Raw genomic sequence first — 19,124 nt, forward strand, 5'->3', positions numbered from 1 at the left:
TAAGCCGGATCGTCATTGCAACTCAAGTGCGGCATCAATATTGCGACGAGTTTGCGCTTGGGGGGGATGGTTACGCTGTGAGCGGTAGAGGCTGGCGTGGACTGTATGAAGCGCACGTCCAGAGACGGACTATTTCTTTCCGATATGCTGGGTCAGGCTGGTCTTCAGTTTGACTAATTCTTTTTCCAGCGCGACGAAATCCTGTTCGCTATAAGCAGTAAAGCGTCTTTCGCCATTGGCGACGACTTGCGGAAACACATCATCAAAAACGGCTTCTCCTGCCGGACTTAATTTAATAAAAAGTTGACGACGATCTTCGCCATTACGTTCGCGCTGGATCAGGCCTTTTTGCTCAAGACGATCAAGCACGCCGGTCAGCGTTCCTTTGGTAATCAGAGTTTTTTCACCGAGCTCTCTGCAGCTCATCCCTGCGGTGTTGCCGAGTGTGGCGATGATGTCAAACTGGGAATGCGTTAATCCGAACTGGCGAACATTCAACGTCGAACAATGTTCAAACGCCTGCATGCATTCAGCCAGTAGTCGTATGCTGCGCAGAAAACGTTTACCCATAAAATCAATTCGAGAAGAATGTTAGTTGACCGGACTTGTTTCGGTCCGGTCAATGTGCCTGCGATATTGCTATGCTGTCTTGAGATTAATCAGCTTTGATGGCTTCAACCTGGATCGACAGTTTGACTTCTGGTGCGAAGCCATAAGCGATGCCGTAGTTCAGACCAAAGTCTGTGCGCTTGAATTCTGCTGTCGCATCAGCGCCGCAGACTTCTTTTTTCAACATAGGATGCTGAATGCATTTGAATTTGTTGATCGTCAATGTCAAAGGCTTGGTCACGCCCAGCAAAGTGAAATCGCCTTGTACTGATACCGGTGTATCACCGTTGAACTTGATCGATGTACCTTTGTAAGTCGCAGTCGGGAATTGAGCGACATTGAACAGGTCTTTGGACTTGGCATGATCATTCATTTTTTCATGACCGAAATTGATCGATGTTGTGTCGATGGTGATATCGACTGTGCCGGTTTTTGCCGCACGGTCTAACGTGATTTTGCCGCTATTTTTGTCGAACTTGCCGCGCCATACAGACAGGCCGCCGAAATGATCTGCTTCAAAACTTGGGTAGGTGTGGTTAGGATCAATGGTGTAGCTTTGTGCGAATACTGGAGCAGCGCTCAGAAGTAAAGCGGCAGCGATAATTTGACGTAATTTCATGGTGTAGTCCTTGTTGGTTTGGATGTGATTCAATTGGTTTTATTGCGTTACAACGTGAAACTTAATAACTACTTCATCGGCAACCATGCCGGTGTCTTTCCATTCGCCTTCGCCGATGTTGAAAGCAAGGCGTTTAATCGGGAGGCTGCCATCAAATACCTGGCCGCTTCCTTCTTTCTTGACGGTCAGAGGGAAAGTCACATCAAGGACGCGTCCTTTGATCGTGAGTTTGCCGCTGACATCTAATTTGCCGGTAGCGCTTTGCTTCATCGCAGTGGAGACAAAGCTGGCTTTCGGAAATTGTGCTGTGTTGAACCATTCTTTTTTCAAGACTTCCTGGTTGTATTGAGGATCGCCGAGATCAAAACTTGTGAGGTCGATTTCGACACTGGCCTTGGAGGCTTCTGGTTTGACCGCAACGTAATCAATGTTGGCGCTGAATTTTTTAAACTTCGCATCAACCGGTACGTTCATTTGTTTAAAAATGATGGTGACGGCGCTTTTTGCTGTGTCGAGTTTGACCAGTGCGGCATAGGCAGGAATAGCAATGGCAGTCGCCAGCGCAAGAATTACTGCTGCTGTGCCCGATCTTGATCCTGATATTGATCTCGATGTTGCAGTCTTGCGTGTGAATAGTGATTTAATGTTGAACATAATGTTCCTTTTTAATTAGGATAAACGACGTAATCGAATGGAGTTATCGGCCAGGCAGCATGCGTTGCAATAGGCCATCTTTGTCTATGAAATGGTGTTTGAGCGCCGCGACTACATGCAGTATCACGAGTATCAGTAACACATTGGTGAGCAGCTCATGCAGTTCTTTTAATACCGGCTTTAATTCAGGATTGGGACCAATAATCGTAGGTAGTTGTATCAGGCCAAGATACACCACGGGATATCCCGCGGCAGACGTGTAGAAGTAGCCCGATAGCGGTACGGCAAACATCAGCAAATACAGTACGCCATGAGTCAGACTTGCTACTTTTTTCTGCCATTCGGGCATGCTGTTCGGATAGGCGGGTGCCTGGTTCAGCAAGCGTGTCAGCAAGCGCAAGGCAACCAGGCCTAGCACGGTTACGCCCAGCCATTTGTGCCAGGAGTAGTATTGCAATTTGGTTGGACTGATTTTCATATCGGTCATGATGGTGCCCAGCGTAAAGGCAGCAACAATTAAGAGCGCAATCAGCCAGTGAAACGCAATACTTGCTAACGGGTAGCGCTGTGGTGTGGGCATGACGACTCCTGTCAAAATAGGTTGTGATGAAACTAATTAATTAAATAGTGATTGCATATTAATTAGTTCGCATTAGAACTAATATAGCAAAAAAAGTTCAAGTTTGCAGAGACTGCCCAAAACTAGGTTTTAGAATAGTGTGCTTACTTGAACTTTTCCAGGGGAATTTCAGGTTTTCCCCTGCGAATTTCTGCGGTAAAAACACGGCTTGCCTGACTTATTTTATTTAGCCAGGCCAGTCGCGCAATCTTTAAATTGCCTTGGCTAACTTCGCCGCGATGCCGATGTAATTGGCAGGCGTCATCGCCAGCAACAAATCTTTGGCATCTTGTGGAATTGCCAGACCAGAGACAAATTCGCGCAGAGCGTCTTTAGAGATACCTTTGCCGCGCGTCAGTTCTTTTAACTGTTCATACGGGTTTTCTACGCCATAGCGACGCATCACGGTTTGTACCGGTTCTGCTAGCACTTCCCATGTTGAATCGAGATCTGCTGCCAGGCGCTCAGGGTTGGTTTCCAGCTTGTTCAGGCCGCGCAGGCAGCTGTCATAAGCGAGCAAGGTGTAACCGAGCGCGACACCGATATTGCGCAAGACGGTAGAGTCGGTCAGGTCGCGCTGCCAGCGGGAGACCGGCAATTTTTCAGATAAATGTTTGAGCAGGGCGTTAGCCAGACCAAGATTGCCTTCGGAGTTTTCGAAGTCGATCGGGTTAACTTTATGCGGCATCGTCGAGGAACCAATTTCACCTGCCTTGGTTTTTTGTTTGAAATAACCAACTGAAATATACCCCCAGATATCGCGGTTGAGATCGAGCAAGATGGTATTGGCGCGGGCAAAGGCGTCGAACATTTCCGCCATGTAGTCATGCGGTTCAATCTGGATCGTGTATGGGTTGTAGGTCAGACCCAAGCGCTGTTCAATCACGGCTTTGGAGAAGCTTTCCCAGTCATGCTGTGGGTAAGCGGACAAGTGCGCATTGTAGTTGCCGACGGCACCATTCATCTTACCGAGGATTTCTACCTGAGCAATACGCTTTGCGGCACGTTGCAGACGGGCGACGACGTTCGCCATCTCTTTGCCCAAGGTAGTCGGACTGGCTGCCTGACCGTGCGTGCGTGACAGCATGGGAACGTCTGAATTGCTATGAGCGAGTTCGGTCAGGCGAGCGATGAGACTTTCCAGCGCTGGCAGCATGACGCCGTCACGTGCATTTTTCAGCATCATGCCGTGCGAGGTATTGTTGATGTCTTCGGAGGTGCAGGCAAAGTGAATAAACTCCGCGGCTGATTTCAACTCTTCTGTGATCGCCGCGTCAATTGCTAACTGGCGCGCCGGTAAATGTCCATAGCTGTCTGGCAGAGGCAGGCCGACGGATTCTTTCAGCCAGTATTCGACCGCTTTGACGTCATGGTTGGTGACGGCTTCGATCGATTTGATCCGCGCTGCGTCGTCTTCAGAAAAGTTGCTGACGATTTTATCTAGCAAGGCATTTGCGGCGGATGAAAAAGGGGTGATCTCGGCAAAGCCTGCCTGAGATAACGCTTGCAACCAGGACACCTCAACTTTAACGCGGTGATGCATAAAACCAGCTTCGGACAAAGTAGAACGCAATGCATTAACTTTGCTGGCGTAGCGGCCATCGAGCGGGGACAGTGCTGAGAGAGTAGAGAGTGTCATGATGTGCGGGCAGTGATAAGTGGAAAAAAGAGTGGCAAAAAACATAGGATCAGCGCAAAAACTGCTAAAGCGATGAAGCAACCCCTTGCTATACCCGGCGTATTAGCGTCGTTGCCGCACCAGCATCTGACAATTTTGCGGCAATTATGATAAATAGTTAAATTGCGCAAAATACAACAAAATGTGCAAGTTCCCGATATAATCTGTAATAGCGATTCGAATGGTAAAACGAGGTATTTCTGGCAGATTTATTCTGTTTTTTGCGTGGAATGTGTGATTTTACCATTAGCCAGCCTCGCTTACACCTGTTCTGGAGCAAGACCGGAAACGGGTTTTACAGGTGGCGATGCTATAATTCGGACGAATAAATTCACAAAGTGCCTATGAAACTGATCGGTTCCCTCGCAAGTCCTTATGTAAGAAAAGTCCGCGTCGTTATGGCGGAAAAGAAGCTTGACTACAGCTTAGTGTTAGAAGATGTCTGGGTGCCAGACACCATAATCCAGCAGTCCAACCCACTGGGTAAAGTCCCATGCTTGTTAATGGAAGATGGCGGTGCTATGTTCGATTCTCGCGTGATTGTCGAGTATCTGGATACCTTAACCCCGGTTGGTAAGTTGATCCCGGTGAATGGCCGCGAACGCGCAGAAGTCAAATGCTGGGAAGCTCTGGCAGATGGCGTGGCCGATGCTGCTATTTTGATCCGTCTGGAGCGAAATCAACGTCCCGAAGCACAGCAAAGCGCTGCCTGGATAGCGCGCCAGATGAGCAAGGTCACTGAAGGCTTGAAAGCTATGTCCAGCGGTTTGGGCGATACGGCTTTTTGCTCCGGCACGCATTTGACACTGGCTGACGTCAGCGTCGCCTGCACTCTGGACTGGTTATCTTTCCGCTTCCCTGAAATTGAGTGGCGTGGCGACTATCCAAATTTAGCGAAATTGCTCGATAAATTGTCTGAGCGTCCTTCGTTCAAAGACACGGTTCCTCAATAAACATTGCCGGCAATAAGGTGATTTCAGTATTCACTTTGTTTGGTTACTCTACTAATTGCTTTGCTACGTAAGCACGGAGTTTAGACGGATGATAAAAAAGGGATGCAAGCTTATTGGCATGCATCCCTTTTATTTTGAACTCGCTCTTATGGATTAAATCCGTCTATTAAATAATTAATTAAATTAAATTCAAATTAATTCAAATTGATTAATTAAAACAAGCTCGAATGGGTTCTAGTCATTTGAATGAGTTCAAATGATTTCCTTCCGCTACTCGTTATCCAGCATTTGCGCTTGCAAATAGTTTTGCAGACCGATTTTTTCGATTAAGTCGAGCTGCGTTTCTAGCCAGTCGATATGTTCTTCGGTATCGTCGAGTATCAATTGAAACAAATCGCGTGATACGTAGTCACCGGCAGCCTCGCAGGTCGCAATGCCTTCTTTTACGGTTTTTTGCGCAGCACTTTCCAGTTTTAAATCGCAATGCAGCATTTCCGGCGTATCTTCGCCGATCATTAGCTTGTGCAGAGCTTGCAGATTAGGCAGGCCGCCCAGCATCAGGATGCGGTCGATCAGTTTGTCGGCATGCTTCATCTCGCCGATGGATTCCTGATATTCCTTTTTGGCGATTTTTTCAAAGCCCCAATGCTTGTACATACGTGCATGCAGAAAGTATTGATTGATCGCACTTAACTCATTTGTGAGCTGCGCATTGAGTAACTTGATTACTTTTGCGTCACCTTTCATGGGAACCTCGGATATGTTGTGGGAAGACTAATGTTCTAGTATAGATGCGGTGAGAGGATATGGGAGATGAAAACCAAACAAAATTACCTAAGTGCCGTTTTACCGGTTACTCAGGCGCGATGTAAGTTATTAATGAGTGATAAGTCTGATGTGTCTGTCAGCTATTCAACGAAAAACTGATCGTTGCTGTTGCCAGCATCATTAATGGGCGACCGTCTTCAATATGTGGCTTAAACAGGGCACGCAGAATGGCGATTCGGGCTGCTTCATCTAGGCGATTCGAGCCAGACGACTTTTGGATTTCTACTTTTTCTGCACGGCCTTTTTCATTGACGAGTACGCGTAAGGTAACTTTCCCTTCTTCACCCATACGACGTGACAGCGGCGGATAGTCTGCTTGCGGAGGCTGAATGTATTCGACGCCCGTGACCAGCTTTGGCGTCGCGACCTGATGGACCGGAGCCTGTACTGGCGGCGTGTTCTCCGCTAAGGCGGCGATTGGCTGCGTCACTGGCGGTGTACTGCTGACCTGGATATTCGCCGTATTGACGACAGGTACGGCAATTTCGGGTGTCGGGACAAATACCGTTGGTGCATTGTTCAGCTTGGGCAGGCTAACACTTGGCTTCACGACAGGAGGCGGTTCAGAAATCTGTACCATACTGACCATGATTTCCTTAGGAATAATTTGTACAGCTTTAACCAGCAATCCATTGGCCAATGCATAGATCAGTGCGATATGCGTGAGCACGATACCCAGGATCGGTAATAAGCGTGTGGTTGGGCGAGCAGAGAACGCCGGGTAATCAAGACTTAATTTAGCGGGACCTAACATGGCAGGACTCAGAACGATATTCATACTCATGCTGCCAGCGCATTATTTTGAAAATGAGGCGTAGCGGGCTGGCGTTGAAAAGTCATTGGCGTTACCGATGCCATGACTGCGTGATGAGCGCTTTGGCTAGCGTTCTGGCATTCGCGCAGAATGCTGCGTGCACAGCTAGCACATTTTCCGCAGCAGGTTCCGACGTCGAGGTGAGTGCGCAAGTCTGCCATCGTGTTTAAACCCGATGCGACCGCATGACGCAGTTTTTTTTCTGAGATATTATTGCAAACACAGACAATCATGCTATTCCTCTAAATCAATTTAATAAGACCCTGTTCAGGCTGATTTCGCTAATTCACTTCATCCGCTCAATCCGCTTGGTCACGTACTAACGATTACCTGAGACCAGGCGCTCAAACAGACTGACTCGCCCTTGCCTCGACAGACTGTGCTCGACCAAGATTGCCCACTGCTCTGATAATTGCAGGCATGTTGCTTTGAGTACAGGCCCTAACTCAGGCAGTTCGGCTAAAATTTTCAAGTGCCGTTCAATCACGGAAGCGAGTTTTAAACAAGCACCGTCATCTTTATTTTGTCCCGTGCTGACGGTGTAATGCGACATCAGATGCAGGACCGCTGAAACTAATAATTCTGGTTGATTCGCTTTGGCGGGCGTTTCAAAAAACTCCGGATTCGTGCTAAGCATCAAACTCTCCTGGTGGGTGTCTGGCTCGCTTCGCATGAATTCCGCTTTGCTGGCTACAGTATTCAATCAAACACAATTCTGATGATTCCCTGGTTTGCCGGGATTACCGGCTAGGCAGTGAGGATCAATTTATTCAGTTGCGTAACGCGTAGGCGATAAATTTTCCCCTCATGGTCAATCTCAACCTCACGCATTTCACGCATCAGTTCCCGACTTTTCAGGCGCGGTATCTGTTTCCCGTCGATGGCCATTTTGTTAGTCATGCTGATTGATGTCAGTGGGGTAGCGCTGTCTGTGGACGTGCTTGCGGTCTTTTCCTGAGTGGAAAATTCCGTCATCAATTCAGTCATATCTACCTCTTAAATATTAATGAGAACAATTCTTATTTAGATTATTGTGCAAAATCTTTTGCTTTGCAAGCTTTTTTTGATCAAATTATGGGTAGGTACTATGTATCAGCCAGGGTGAAATGGGGGTGCATGACACAGTGCAACTGACCTGAGGAATAAATCTAGGGTGTGGCCGCGCTGCTTATCTTCTCATCTGGCGTTCCAGACGTTTGTTTTGGCAGTTTGTCGGAAAGCGATATAAGGAGTTTTGAGCACGCAGTATGATTGCTACATGGCCTGATGCAGATAATTCAGCGCCATGAATTTATTTGCGGAGAATCTTATGCGTCGTCAATTAATGTGTGTTGCAGCAATCAGTCTGTGCTGTTTAGGCTTGGTAAGTGCGCCAATGGCAAGCTGGGCGGGTTCAGGTGATGCCTCGTCAACGGCCTCAATTAATATCAGTATCAGTAAAGAGCTGCTATCAAAGAATGTGCAGATCGAAAACCGGAAAAGCGATCTGACCTACGCTCTGGTACGCACGGCTGCGGGTGCGGATTCTATTTTTTACTGCACGTCGTCTGAGATCCGGAGTGTGGATAAGCTGAGATCGGGGCGCAGTACAGATTTTTTATGGTTTAAGCAAAATGGTAAAAGTTATTTGATCCAAGACAGTACCTTGGTCGCCAAGGCGAATGAGGCGCTCAAAGAGCTGGATCAGACTAGTCGTCAGATGAATCAACTGGGGCTGGAAATGGGGGCCGATGGCGTCAGCATGGGAGCGCTGGGCGTCAAGATGGCAGCAACTGTATTCCAAAGCGAGACCGCAAAAAAAATGGATGCGCTCGGTAAAAAAATGGATGAAATGGGCAAGCAAATGGACGAGCGCGGCAAGAAGATGGATGCATTGGGTAAGCAACAAGAAGCCAGCGCACTCAGTGCAGAACCGGCCATACGCAGTATTTTGCAAGAGGCAGTCAGCGCTGCTAAAGCGACCGCGATATGACGGGAGCGTTACCTATGCAGGAACTTCACCTGTGCCGAAGAGTAATTTCTACTACCGGTAGTGTCGAGATCGCGGACAAGTAATACTGTATTATCGGATGTAATGCTTGTCCGCGATTTTTTAAGGATTCAGTTGTTTCGGTGTATTACCCATCATCTCGCCCATGCGGACAGGACCGGCAGCTTGCCACGCAGGGTTGAAATCCACCGTGTTTTCTGGAAATAGCAGAACGACGGTCGAGCCTAATAAGAAGCGCCCCATTTCTTCGCCTTTTTTAAGAACGATGGTCTGATTCTTGTAGTGCCATTCCCGGATTTGCTTGGTACGCGGCGGATTGACAATGCCGTGCCAGACTGTCGCCATACTGCCGACGATCGTCGCACCCACCAGTGTCAGTACAAACGGGCCGTTCGCTGACTCAAACACGCAAACAACACGCTCATTACGAGCAAATAAGCCCGGTACACCGCGAGCGGTAGTCGGATTGACAGAGAACAGATCACCGGGAACATAGATCATTCTCGTCAGGCGACCATCACAAGGCATGTGAATACGGTGGTAATCACGCGGACTCAGATAAATGGTTGCAAAACTGCCTTTATGAAAATGGGCTGCCAGCTCCTTATCGCCGCCGACTAAGGCGGTAGCAGAATAATCATGACCTTTCGCCTGAAAGATCTGGCCTTGTGCAATCGGGCCAAACTGGCTGATGGCGCCATCAACTGGGCACACCATATCGGCGCCCGCTAATGGACGGGCATCCGGGCGCAGTGCTCGCGTAAAGAATTCGTTGAAGCTGGCGTAGCTGGCGATGTCCGGATTTGCGGCTTCGTTCATATCGACCTGATATTTGCCGACGAACCAGCGTATGAGTTTAGTCGTCAGATTGCCTGCTTTAGCATCGGCAATCAGGCTGCCAAATTCAGTCAGCGCTTTTTTTGGCATTAAATATTGGGGTAATACAGCGAGGCGATCAGACACGATAAATCAATCCAAATAAAGAAGTGCAAGGATTATAACGGTGACTGCGCGGAATGGGAGCTTAATCCGGGGTTAACCCGGATTTTCCACTAAACCGCTATTACTTCGTGCAAACGCAGACAGCAAGCAATGCTTAGTGGGTTAATGCCAGCGAACGGCTAAAGCGGTAGATGCGCACTCAATACGGTACGTTCAATTCCTTCCGCTAAATGTCATACGTTTGTATTAGATCTGCTGCATGATGCTGCTGTGGAGCATCAATGGGCGTCGATAGTCGTTAATCAAAGGCGCACCATTAACTGGTATATGTTTTGGCTAATTTGTTTTTAGCTAAAATCTATTGGATATTTAAAATTCATAGTGATATGCTTCGATCCAATGTGACTAAACAGACTGTTTTAGCCACTCTTTACACCACCATTCAGGAGAAATTTATGAAAACTGTAGGTCAAAAACTCGACGCGTTCAGCGTACCAGCAGCTAAGCCAGGTTTTAATCATCATGAAGAAAACGGCGTATCCGCTTTCGAAACAATCACTGAAGCCTCTTTCCCGGGTAAATGGAAAATCATTTACTTCTACCCAAAAGATTTCACTTTCGTTTGTCCGACAGAAATCGTTGAATTCGCTAAATTGACAAAAGATTTCGCTGATCGCGACGCTATTTTGATGGGCGGCTCTACTGACAACGAATTCTGCAAATTGGCATGGCGCCGTGAACACAAAGATCTGGACAAGCTGAATCACCACGCGTTCGGTGATGCTACAGGCTCTTTGGTTGATATGTTGGGTGTACGTGATGTGAACGCAGGCGTGGCTTTGCGTGCGACTTTTATCGTTGATCCAGACAATGTCATTCAACACGTTTCGGTGAATAATCTGAACGTCGGCCGTAACCCGACAGAAATCTTGCGTATTCTGGATGGTTTGCAAACAGATGAACTGTGCCCATGCAATCGCACAGTTGGTGGTTCTACACTGTAAATTTGACGCGGACACCGTGTTATGTCCACATCAATGACGAAAACCCGCCTCGGCGGGTTTTAAAATCACGAAATGATAGGTAAATACTATGGAATTCTTAAATTCAATTAAAGACCTTATTCCTGATTATGCGAAAGATATCCGTCTGAATATCGATGGCACGATTGCTCGCTCTAGTCTCGAAGGCAATGATGCCGTCGGCGTTGCGCTGGCTGCGGCATTCGCTGCAAAAAGCAAGGCCATCATCGATGCAATCAAAGGCAGCGGCGCGATCTCGCCTGAAGAAATTCATGCGGCCTTAACGGCATCCGCTTTAATGGGGATGAATAACGTTTGGTATCCGTTCGTTGAAATGGCAGATGATGCCGATCTCAAAACTCAGGCGGCGCAATTACGTATGAACGCGTACGCGACAAACGGTGGTGTTGATAAGCGTCGTTTTGAAATGTATGCGCTTGCCGCATCGATCGTTGGTAAATGCCATTTCTGTGTGAAATCGCATTTTGAATTGTTGAAAAAAGAAGGAATGTCGACCGTGCAGTTGCGTGATGTTGGCCGTATCGCTGCGGTGGTAAATGCGGCAGCACAGGTGATCGCTGCAGAATAATTGTTCTTTGTTTCTTTCTGCAAAAGTATGTAAAAACGGCAGCCAGTGAGGCTGCCGTTTTGCTTGCTACCTCCGAGATTCAACCTTCAACCTTCACATTCAACATGTCAGACGCTGGGTGAATGACTTCTTGCATGTCTTTTACTTATCACCACCACGGCTGCCAATGTTCAGGAAAGGAATCGCGCCACCGGTGGTTGTCGGTAAGCGACCATCCCACTTCTCTATCGCTTTTGCCTGATTCTCGGTCTCGCGCAAACGTAGTAATTCTGGCGTCACCTGCTGACGTTGCAGAGCTAAGGCTTCTGCTTCAGCGCGGGCGCGGGAGATTTTTTGTTTCGCTTCGACTTCGATTCTTTGCAGGTCGCGTTCCGCTTTCATCTTCAATTGGTCTGCTGTTGTCTTCGCCTCGATCGCTTCGTTAAAGGTTTTGCTAAAGTTGAAATTGACGATGGAGAATTCATCGACGACCAGACCGTGGCGGGCCATCCGTTCGCGTAATGCGAGGATGATTTCATCACGGACTTGTGAGCGGCGTGAGATCAGCTCTTCGGCAGTGAAGCGCGCGGTAACGGCTTTCACCGCTTCTTGCACGCTAGGGATAATGATGCGCTCACCTGCCTCATTACCGAGGTCGCGATACACCGATACGACAGCGTCCGGACGGATGTGATAGTTGATCGCAATCTTTGTGTGTACCGTTTGCAAATCTTTGGAAGCAGCATCGCCGTCGCCTTCGCCTTTCTGGATCGCGACAGAGACACGGTGCATGCTTTGTGCTATTGGCCAGACGAAGTGAATACCCTCGCTATACACTTCGTCCGACGGTTTGCCGAAGGTCGTCAATACCCCGCGATAACCTGCCGGGATCGTAGCAAAAGGTGAAAGAGAGAACAGCAGGATGAGAACAATGACCAGCGCAATAATTTTGGGCAGCTTTTGTGCAAGCATGATGGATGTACCTTGTTGTTTGAATGAAAACAAGGCAAGTGTAGTAGCTGGCTAGTGTTTGTGCCAGTGAAATCCTGCGGTAATCGGTGATTGATTTCACCAACACGCTGATGGTGATTTAGTCCGGTATTGCTCGGCGGGGACGACATCAAACACATCGCAACATGGATGTGTCAGCGCGAATCAAGCGGGATGACTAGACAGGATGATCAGAGGGTGATTTTTTTGTCGTATCTTCGACGGGCGTTGATTTGCGTGCGCCTGAATTTGGTTCCTGATACATCCATGGCAGCATGAATTTTGTCATCTCTGACGCAGCGTGCACTGGTGATTTGGCTTGATGCGCGACGGCGCTGCAAATAGCTTCGATCAGACAGAGAGCCGCACCTTCGGAATTCGGTGACAGCTGACGACGGGTTTGCGCGTACAAGGTCAGATTTGCAATCGATGCCAGCGGCGAGCTGGGGGCATCAGTCAGTGCCAGAATCGGCACACCTTTTTCCCGTACCTGCTGCAATAGCGTGATCACATCTTCTGCATAGCGCGGGAAGGTAATGCCAATCACCAGATCACGTTCGGTGTATTTGAATAACTGACGTGCCACATGCGATGGTCCGCCCGATCCAATCGTGGATTGTATAGTCTGGCAATACGGATCCAGCCCATGCGCCATCAGTCCGCCGAGAAAAGCACTCGCGCCATAACCAACGATATAGATGCGTTCGGCATTCGAAATCATTTTGACAGCCTGATTACAGACATCAGCGACCAGAGAGCGACGTGTCGCCTCAAGGTTATTGATATCTTCATTCAGCGAGCCCGCAATGATTTCAGTGCTGGTCGCCGGGCGTTGTAATTCGCTGCGCAATTTATCAATCGGTGCCAACATCGCTTCAAAACCGCAGACCAATTCTGCGCGGAATTGCGGATAGCCTTCAAAGCCCAGTGCGCGGGCAAAGCGGTTTGCAGTTGCAACCGAGATCCCGACGGCATTTGCCAGTTCATCAATCGACATGGTTGCTGAGCGGAAGACATTCGATAACACGTAGTCGGCAGTTTTTCTGTGCGCCTTGGATAGGTGCATATACACCTTGCCGATGCGGGTATTAACCGTACCACCTAGTGCTTGGTTATCGAATCGATTCATGATCGGTGGCAATCTAAAGGAGGTGAGTAAAGATTAATCGGCAGGTTAAATGTAAATATAATTTCATCGTTTTAAATTGTAAAGAAATAAAACGCATCAAAAAAATGCTGAAATTTTACGCAGAGCCGAATTTCAGATTTTTTCTCGTTAAAATTGAATGAAATTAGGTAGCCGCCAAGAATATCGGGTTTCTATCGAGTTTTATTTTGAAATAACATCTCGTTACTCAATTTTGTTAGTAAAAAGATGAAAGAATACAATTTCTCGCCGTGCCATGTAAGAGCTTCCATTTTATATACCCACCCGGGTATATTTTAAAACTCTAATAAATACATGCGGAATGGGTGTATTTTTTATCTAAATATGGGGAGTATGTTTATTTGATCGGATGGAACGATTCTGCCCGAGACAGTGGCCAGTAGGTTGAGAATACCTCCGGCATGCGGCTAAGCTGACTAGGATCTAGCAGTTCTCCAGCGTCCAGATAAGGTAGTAGGCTAGATACCAGTTTGACTTGGTTGCCCGAAACGCGGCGTACCAAATGGTAGGGCTTGAGTTCTGAAGGATGATGTAAGCCAGTTGCGGCGATCAGTTCTGCCAGTGCTTTGAGGGTATTTTGGTGGAAATGCGCAACACGCTCTGCCTTATCGGGAATGAACAGGGCACGTTGACGCAGCGGATCCTGGGTTGCGACACCGGTCGGGCATTTGCCGGTATGGCAGCTTTGTGACTGAATGCAGCCGAGTGCAAACATGAATCCGCGAGCTGAGTTGCACCAGTCAGCACCGAGAGCGATCGTACGAGCGACATCGAATGCGGTAATGATTTTGCCGGAAGCGCCGATTTTTACTTTGTCGCGCAGGTTTGTGCCGACCAGCGTGTTATGTACGAGCAGCAAGGCTTCCTGTAAAGGTACGCCAACGTGATCGGTGAACTCGACCGGAGCCGCACCGGTGCCGCCTTCTCCGCCGTCAACCACGATAAAGTCCGGCGTGATCCCCGTTGCTAGCATGGCTTTGACAATGCCAAAAAATTCCCATGGATGACCGACGGCAAATTTAAAGCCCGTCGGTTTTCCGCCGGACAGTGTGCGTAGTTTATCGATAAATTGCAGCATTTCTACCGGAGTAGAAAATGCCGAGTGCGATGCCGGTGATACGCAATCTGTACCTGCCGGAACGCCGCGAGCCTCAGCGATTTCTATCGTCACTTTGGCTCCAGGTAGCAAGCCGCCGTGGCCTGGTTTGGCGCCTTGTGACAATTTCAGTTCTATCATTTTGACCTGAGCTAAAGAGGCGCTGGCGACGAAGCGCTCTTCAGAAAAACTGCCATCTGCGTTGCGACAGCCAAAATAACCGGAACCGATTTCCCAGACCAGATCGCCACCTGACTCATCGTCGCTCTCAGGCTTGTGATAACGGCTGATGCTGCCTTCGCCCGTGTCATGCATGAAGCGGCCTTTTTGTGCTCCCTGATTCAGTGCCCGAATGGCATTCGCCGACAAGGCGCCAAAGCTCATTGCGGAGATATTAAACACGCTGGCAGAGTAGGGCTGCGGGCGATCCGCGCCGATCGTAATACGGAAATCGTGGTTATCTATTTTGCTAGGGGTAATCGAATGATTGATCCATTCATAGCCCGATTGGTAGACATCAAGCTGCGTACCGAAAGGGCGCTTATCCAATTCTTGCTTGGCACGCTGATACACAATCGAGCGTTGATTCCGGGAGAAAGGATTGGCAGCGGTATCCTCCTCTAAAAAATACTGGCGTATTTCAGGACGGATCGATTCAAAGAAAAAACGAAAATGCGCGATGATGGGATAGTTGCGTAAGATGGAGCGTTTGGTTTGCAGCAGGTCGGCAACGCCGATTGCCGTGATGCCACCAGAAAGTGCTACCAGCCACCAGCCTGCGTGAAATAAATAGGCAATGAACATCGACAACAAAAACACAAAGCTGGCAATGATCAAAGTCAGGTAGCGCGCAACATGCATGGTGTTCTCCGTTGATAAGCGGGTGATGGTATCCCCTGAGTGTACAACGGTGCGCGCGGGTCAAGCTAGTATCAAATACTGGGACTGTCGCTGATGGCTGACATGAGCTTTGGCGGAGTCAGCCTGATAAGCTCGGCAAATGGATGCCGGGCACAATACCGAACGCGGACAAAATAATCACAATCAATAAGATGATGAATAGTACGCGTACGACTTGTGCCACCGGTGAGGGTAGGGGAAGTAAGCCAACCAGCCACCAGATTAGTCCGAATATCACCAGATAAATAATAAGATTGATGAGCATTGTCATAGGATTTCCTTTGTGATTTTGTAATAGCGCGACAATGTGGCTGTTGTCGCTTATGTTGTTTGTGTTATTTGTGTTGTTCCGTACTATTTTTGTCTTTGCATGCCATGTGATGACGCGCAAAAGTTTTTCAGAAATCCTCCGGAGAGGATTTCTTGCCTCTGACAATCTGAGCGGATTTATTTGGGCACGACGATAACGGTGTCGCCGGGTTTGCCGGGCGTTCCTGGCTCACCTTTGGCACCCGCATCACCTTTATTGCCATCGTAGCCAGGCATGCCTTGAGCGCCGCTGGCGCCGGTAGCTCCCGTCGCACCGACAGACGCTGGCGCTCCGGTCTGACCTGCCGCGCCAGTGGAACCTGTTGCACCCGTTGCACCGGCAGGGCCGGGTACTGCGACCGGAACCTGAACCACAACCGGCGGAGCCTGACGTTCACAAGCGGATAAAGTCATAGTGCCAAGCAGGGTCAATAATAAAATCGGATATTTCATGATAAGTACCTCAATGTAAAAATAGTTGAGAAGCAAACATTCCCGCATTGGCGTTGAAAAAAAGCCCGGACAGCGGCGGAGTGATTGACTAAAGAGAGTGTCATCAGATCACCGGATCGTGTGGTGGCGATGCATTAGGTAGGGTATTGATGTATTGCTTAGCCGATCCGGTCATACAAACACACCGCATCATGCCTGCTTCATTTGTGATGATCTGTTTGCTAGCGCACAGATTGCCACTTACCATTTCATGATTAACTGACTCTGGATTGAGCTCAGACCGCATCAGGCGAGATTGCTTAAACGAGGGGTAGATATATTTTTTGGAGAGCAGACTTGGGATGGATTTGTTGTCGCCTGAAAATAGCGCTGATATCTAAATGTATCTGCATATATATATCTAGATATATTCACATATTTAATATACTCGTAAGGAGTATATTTTTTATGCCTGCATAAACGTTGCGGATTAAGGTTGATTTTATAAAAAATAAGGGGAGTATATTTATTGCGCTCCCCCAAAGAAGCTGCTCGGCTCTTGCTATATCGTATCCTTGAAGTCATTTTTTGCACAAGTGTTTGACCGCACTTGCCACTTGCTCCCCTTATCCGGGGGCAAGCTAAAACGCCTGTTCCAGCATTAATTTGACGCTACTCAATCCCGATGTCGTTGTCGTTGATTGGCGAGCCGTCTGTATATCCTTATAGTGGGCAATTTCCAGTTTATTTTTGGGGAACAGATTCGTCAGCGACAATCGCAGTTGCGTTTGTTTTGCCAGACTCCATGCCGCATATAAATCCAGTGTCCGGTTATTGCCTGTCATGCCGCTCAGGGTGGATGAGTTGCGGACATTGCCGCCGCGTTGATAGCTGAGATTGCCGCCGAGCGTGAGTTGATGATCCCATTTGTAATCGAGTGCGAGGTTGGCGCTGAGCGGTGTTTGCTGGTCGAGGCGATTGTCGGGGCCTGGGATTTGATCGACGCTGGACCAGTTGCGATTCAGATTGGCACGCAGATCAATGGCAGGCGCCTTGCTCATGAGGTTTTGTAGCGGCAACTTGATTTCCAGTTCGATGCCGTGCACTTGTGCCTTGCCACTATTGGTCGGGGTACTGGTCCAGACGGTGTTTTGTTGCGTTACTTTATCTAGAATCACGTCATCAATTTTACGTACAAACATACTCACGCTGAACAAACCGCCTTGTCCGAAATACTGTTCAAACGCGGCGTCCAAACCCCATGCGAGTTCCGGGCGCAACTGCGGATTGCCTTGGTTATCAGGATTGATCGCGCTGTTATTGTTATCGACGGTATAGCGACGCGGGATCAGACTTGTGGTCGTCGGTGCTTTATAAGTGCGCGTCAGCGCCAGCCGGAATTGCTGCGTTTGTCTGGCGTTGGCGGCATCATCACTGAGTTTCCACACACTTTGTAGCAAAGGGCTGAAGACGCTGGATTGATTATGTACCTGACTCAGGACATTGCCAGTGGTTGTGGTCTGCAACCCCTCCCAGCGTAAGCCCAGGGCAGCACTTAACTGGCGGCTGATTTCCCATTCATCTTGTACAAATAAGGCAAGGCGCCTGACATTCGACTGATAGGCTTCATTGCTATCCGCAGTACCTTGCCCCTGCGCATCGCTCATGTGCTCAATACGATTTTCGTCGCGACGTATCAGGCTGCCATCCCAGCCTAACACCAAGGCATGATGATCAATATATGGTGCGGTGTATTTGCCGCTGAATGTCGCGGTCTGGTCATCAATGCCGGAAACGACTTCGTGTCGCTCTAACAAAGCCTGTTGCGCGGACATTCCTTTAAAATCAAAATAGGTATGCCGGTGACTGATGTTGAGTCCGACACTCGTTTCTATCCTGGCGCTGTCGGATAATTTACGTCGCCAGTTCAGGTTGCTGCGCAAGGCATTGGTATACGCATCCCAACTGCCGGTATTGTTCGGGAATTCAGACAGCGTACCGGTTGTGCTGATCTCATGCCGCTCTTTGACATTATTGATGCGGCTGCTGCTGAGAAAACTTTGGGAGGTTAGGGTGTCGTCTTCTGAAAACGTCCAGACCAGACGTGGCGCAACGCTCAATTCATCTTTGGTAAAACGTTCTTCCAGATTGGCGTGTCGTTGCAGATTCATCGATGCGATCTGACCGCTACCTGTTTCGTCCTGAGTGGACGGTGTTATCCGCTGCTGATGTTGTAATGTTCCGGCAACGGTATAAGCCAGCGCCCCTCGTCGATCAGCTAATTGCAGTGACATAGTTGGTGAAATCTTGCCATTGCTGCTGGTGACGCCGATTTTGAGATCGTGCTGTGGTTTTTTGACGTTGCTTTTCAGGATAATATTAATCGTCCCGGCAATTGCCTGCGTACTGAATTCTGCCGTCGCACTGCGCAAGACTTCAATACGCTCAATCAAATCGGGCGCGATACTATCGACTAAAAAGCCTTGCGGCGTCGCTTCGCCGTTCAGCAAAATTTGGGTATAGCCATTTCCCAGCCCCCGCATCTGTAAAGCACCTGTGCTGCTGAAACCTAAACCAGGCACCCGTTTGAGCACATCACTGAGATTATTGTCGCCATAGCGCGCGATGTCTTCCTGATTGACGATGGCCTTGCTGGCGGTTGCCTGCTTGCGTTCGTCCAGTACGCTATGCGCACCGCGCACCTCGACGCTATGTAAAGGTTCCTTATTGGTATTGGCAGCGCCGTTCTCGTCCGCTGCAGTTGCGCTTAATACGCTGGACGATGTTAGCGCACACAGCGCTAAACGGGAAAAGGTAAGCAGGGATGAAGTAGAAGATGACAAACAGGATGGCAGACAGGATGGCATACGAGCAAGCTGATTTTTTTGAGATGCGGCACTATAGCGAAAAAGTCCCGGTGCGTGTCAAAAGAA

The 19,124-nt window shown here is 48.6% G+C and carries 21 protein-coding genes; 4 read left to right on the plus strand and 17 right to left on the minus strand.

Annotation, left to right across the window (positions count from 1 at the left end):
* Window positions 1-129: 129 nt before the first annotated feature.
* From ACO0LE_RS14265 to purB, 5 genes are all read right to left on the minus strand, one after another.
* On the minus strand, window positions 130-570 hold the full coding sequence (locus ACO0LE_RS14265) for a MarR family winged helix-turn-helix transcriptional regulator (protein ID WP_422961020.1): 441 nt from the start codon (window positions 568-570) through the stop codon (window positions 130-132).
* Between the two features lie 85 nt (window positions 571-655).
* Window positions 656-1,228, minus strand: coding sequence for a YceI family protein (locus tag ACO0LE_RS14270; RefSeq protein WP_422961021.1), 573 nt, complete (start codon window positions 1,226-1,228; stop codon window positions 656-658).
* A gap of 39 nt (window positions 1,229-1,267) precedes the next feature.
* On the minus strand, window positions 1,268-1,882 hold the full coding sequence (locus ACO0LE_RS14275; protein ID WP_422961022.1) for a YceI family protein: 615 nt from the start codon (window positions 1,880-1,882) through the stop codon (window positions 1,268-1,270).
* A 43-nt stretch (window positions 1,883-1,925) separates the two neighbouring features.
* Window positions 1,926-2,462, minus strand: a complete 537-nt coding sequence (locus ACO0LE_RS14280; protein ID WP_422961023.1) for a cytochrome b — start codon at window positions 2,460-2,462, stop codon at window positions 1,926-1,928.
* A 250-nt stretch (window positions 2,463-2,712) separates the two neighbouring features.
* Complete coding sequence (gene purB, locus ACO0LE_RS14285; protein ID WP_422961024.1) at window positions 2,713-4,140, minus strand: adenylosuccinate lyase; 1,428 nt, start codon at window positions 4,138-4,140, stop codon at window positions 2,713-2,715.
* Window positions 4,141-4,523: 383 nt separating this feature from the next.
* Between purB and ACO0LE_RS14290 the strand changes: the two genes are divergently transcribed.
* Window positions 4,524-5,132: a glutathione S-transferase C-terminal domain-containing protein gene (locus ACO0LE_RS14290; RefSeq protein ID WP_422961025.1), complete on the plus strand. Its 609-nt coding sequence runs from the start codon at window positions 4,524-4,526 to the stop codon at window positions 5,130-5,132.
* A 270-nt stretch (window positions 5,133-5,402) separates the two neighbouring features.
* Here the strand turns inward: ACO0LE_RS14290 and bfr are convergent, their stop codons facing one another.
* The 5 genes from bfr to hemP form a co-directional block, all read right to left on the minus strand.
* On the minus strand, window positions 5,403-5,879 hold the full coding sequence (bfr, locus tag ACO0LE_RS14295) for a bacterioferritin (RefSeq protein ID WP_422955581.1): 477 nt from the start codon (window positions 5,877-5,879) through the stop codon (window positions 5,403-5,405).
* Between the two features lie 157 nt (window positions 5,880-6,036).
* Complete coding sequence (locus ACO0LE_RS14300; protein ID WP_422961026.1) at window positions 6,037-6,738, minus strand: TonB family protein; 702 nt, start codon at window positions 6,736-6,738, stop codon at window positions 6,037-6,039.
* A 2-nt stretch (window positions 6,739-6,740) separates the two neighbouring features.
* Window positions 6,741-7,007, minus strand: coding sequence for a (2Fe-2S)-binding protein (locus tag ACO0LE_RS14305; protein WP_422961027.1), 267 nt, complete (start codon window positions 7,005-7,007; stop codon window positions 6,741-6,743).
* Between the two features lie 86 nt (window positions 7,008-7,093).
* On the minus strand, window positions 7,094-7,411 hold the full coding sequence (locus tag ACO0LE_RS14310; RefSeq protein WP_422961028.1) for a hypothetical protein: 318 nt from the start codon (window positions 7,409-7,411) through the stop codon (window positions 7,094-7,096).
* A gap of 110 nt (window positions 7,412-7,521) precedes the next feature.
* The gene (gene hemP / locus ACO0LE_RS14315; protein ID WP_422961029.1) at window positions 7,522-7,761 is read right to left on the minus strand and encodes a hemin uptake protein HemP; all 240 of its coding nucleotides are present in this window, start codon (window positions 7,759-7,761) and stop codon (window positions 7,522-7,524) included.
* A 322-nt stretch (window positions 7,762-8,083) separates the two neighbouring features.
* Here hemP and ACO0LE_RS14320 point away from each other — a divergent pair, with 322 nt between their 5' ends.
* Complete coding sequence (locus ACO0LE_RS14320; RefSeq protein ID WP_422961030.1) at window positions 8,084-8,746, plus strand: hypothetical protein; 663 nt, start codon at window positions 8,084-8,086, stop codon at window positions 8,744-8,746.
* A 120-nt stretch (window positions 8,747-8,866) separates the two neighbouring features.
* On the opposite strand, the gene asd is transcribed toward ACO0LE_RS14320, so the two are convergent.
* A complete protein-coding gene (gene asd, locus ACO0LE_RS14325; RefSeq protein WP_422961031.1) occupies window positions 8,867-9,727 on the minus strand; it encodes an archaetidylserine decarboxylase in 861 nt (286 codons plus the stop codon).
* Window positions 9,728-10,161: 434 nt separating this feature from the next.
* On the opposite strand from asd, the gene ACO0LE_RS14330 reads away from it, so the two are divergent.
* Complete coding sequence (locus tag ACO0LE_RS14330) at window positions 10,162-10,710, plus strand: peroxiredoxin (RefSeq protein ID WP_422961032.1); 549 nt, start codon at window positions 10,162-10,164, stop codon at window positions 10,708-10,710.
* A gap of 88 nt (window positions 10,711-10,798) precedes the next feature.
* Window positions 10,799-11,317, plus strand: a complete 519-nt coding sequence (locus ACO0LE_RS14335; RefSeq protein ID WP_422961033.1) for a carboxymuconolactone decarboxylase family protein — start codon at window positions 10,799-10,801, stop codon at window positions 11,315-11,317.
* Window positions 11,318-11,458: 141 nt separating this feature from the next.
* Here the strand turns inward: ACO0LE_RS14335 and ACO0LE_RS14340 are convergent, their stop codons facing one another.
* The 6 genes from ACO0LE_RS14340 to ACO0LE_RS14365 all read right to left on the minus strand — a co-directional run bounded on the left by ACO0LE_RS14340 (window position 11,459) and on the right by ACO0LE_RS14365 (window position 19,034).
* Window positions 11,459-12,268, minus strand: a complete 810-nt coding sequence (locus ACO0LE_RS14340) for a prohibitin family protein (protein ID WP_422961034.1) — start codon at window positions 12,266-12,268, stop codon at window positions 11,459-11,461.
* 196 nt (window positions 12,269-12,464) lie between these two features.
* Window positions 12,465-13,415 (minus strand): MurR/RpiR family transcriptional regulator, encoded by a 951-nt coding sequence (locus tag ACO0LE_RS14345; RefSeq protein ID WP_422961035.1) that lies wholly within the window; start codon window positions 13,413-13,415, stop codon window positions 12,465-12,467.
* Between the two features lie 376 nt (window positions 13,416-13,791).
* Window positions 13,792-15,411, minus strand: coding sequence for an FMN-binding glutamate synthase family protein (locus ACO0LE_RS14350; protein ID WP_422961036.1), 1,620 nt, complete (start codon window positions 15,409-15,411; stop codon window positions 13,792-13,794).
* A gap of 118 nt (window positions 15,412-15,529) precedes the next feature.
* Window positions 15,530-15,721: a Thivi_2564 family membrane protein gene (locus tag ACO0LE_RS14355; protein ID WP_422961037.1), complete on the minus strand. Its 192-nt coding sequence runs from the start codon at window positions 15,719-15,721 to the stop codon at window positions 15,530-15,532.
* A 176-nt stretch (window positions 15,722-15,897) separates the two neighbouring features.
* Window positions 15,898-16,212: a collagen-like triple helix repeat-containing protein gene (locus ACO0LE_RS14360; RefSeq protein WP_422961038.1), complete on the minus strand. Its 315-nt coding sequence runs from the start codon at window positions 16,210-16,212 to the stop codon at window positions 15,898-15,900.
* Window positions 16,213-16,832: 620 nt separating this feature from the next.
* Entirely contained in the window at window positions 16,833-19,034 is a 2,202-nt protein-coding gene (locus tag ACO0LE_RS14365; protein ID WP_422961039.1) for a TonB-dependent receptor plug domain-containing protein, read from the minus strand.
* Window positions 19,035-19,124: the final 90 nt, after the last annotated feature.

This window comes from Undibacterium sp. Xuan67W, from assembly GCF_049340165.1.
In the GTDB taxonomy this organism is placed as follows: domain Bacteria; phylum Pseudomonadota; class Gammaproteobacteria; order Burkholderiales; family Burkholderiaceae_D; genus Undibacterium.